Origin of the sequence: Streptomyces sp. E2N166 (genome assembly GCF_003671715.1) — a bacterium.
In the GTDB taxonomy this organism is placed as follows: domain Bacteria; phylum Actinomycetota; class Actinomycetes; order Streptomycetales; family Streptomycetaceae; genus Streptomyces; species Streptomyces thinghirensis.
In genome coordinates this window covers 208,224-208,834 of the sequence record NZ_RAIF01000006.1, presented here as the reverse complement: position 1 = coordinate 208,834, position 611 = coordinate 208,224, and the positions used below count along the sequence as shown (strand labels likewise).

Below are 611 nucleotides of genomic sequence, written 5' to 3'. Positions count from 1 at the left end.
GTCCTGGTGGCTGTAGGCATCCAGGTCAGTTGTGTGCACGCGACGGAGCAGTTCTCGAAAGCTGGGGCGACCGCTGGTGTCGGTACGCAGGACGAGGGTGTTGACGAAGAAGCCGACAAGTCCCTCTAGCGCGTCGTCGGTACGTCCGGCGATGGGCGAACCGATGGGAATGTCGTTGCCCGCTCCCAAGCGTGTCAACAACGTTGCCAGTGCAGCCTGTAGCGCCATGAACAGGCTCGCATGCCCTTCACGCGCCACTTCGGCAAGCTGCCTATGGGTCGTCGCCGGGATGGTGAACGTAATGCTGCCTGCGTGCCGGGAGCCAGTGGCTGGGCGTGGCTGATCAGTCGGGAGCTGGATCTGTTCGGGCAGGTGGGCGAGTGCTGTGTTCCAGTAACCAAGCTGATGCGAGATCGCGCTCTCTGGGTCCTGCTCCTGGCCCATGATCTCGTGTTGCCAGAGGGTGTAGTCGGCGTACTGGATCGGTAGGGGTTGCCAGGCTGGGGTTTGGCCTTGGAGGCGTGCGGTGTAGGCGGTGGTGAGGTCGCGGGCGAGGGGGCCCATGGACCAGCCGTCGGATGCGATGTGGTGGAGGAGGAGCAGGAGTACGT

1 protein-coding gene is annotated in these 611 nt (G+C 63.8%); it reads right to left on the bottom strand.

Annotation, left to right across the window (positions count from 1 at the left end):
- Nucleotides 1-603: condensation domain-containing protein (locus tag EBH09_RS01220; RefSeq protein WP_345940924.1), on the bottom strand; the 603-nt coding region annotated here is incomplete at its 3' end.
- Between the last annotated feature and the right edge of the window lie 8 nt (nt 604-611).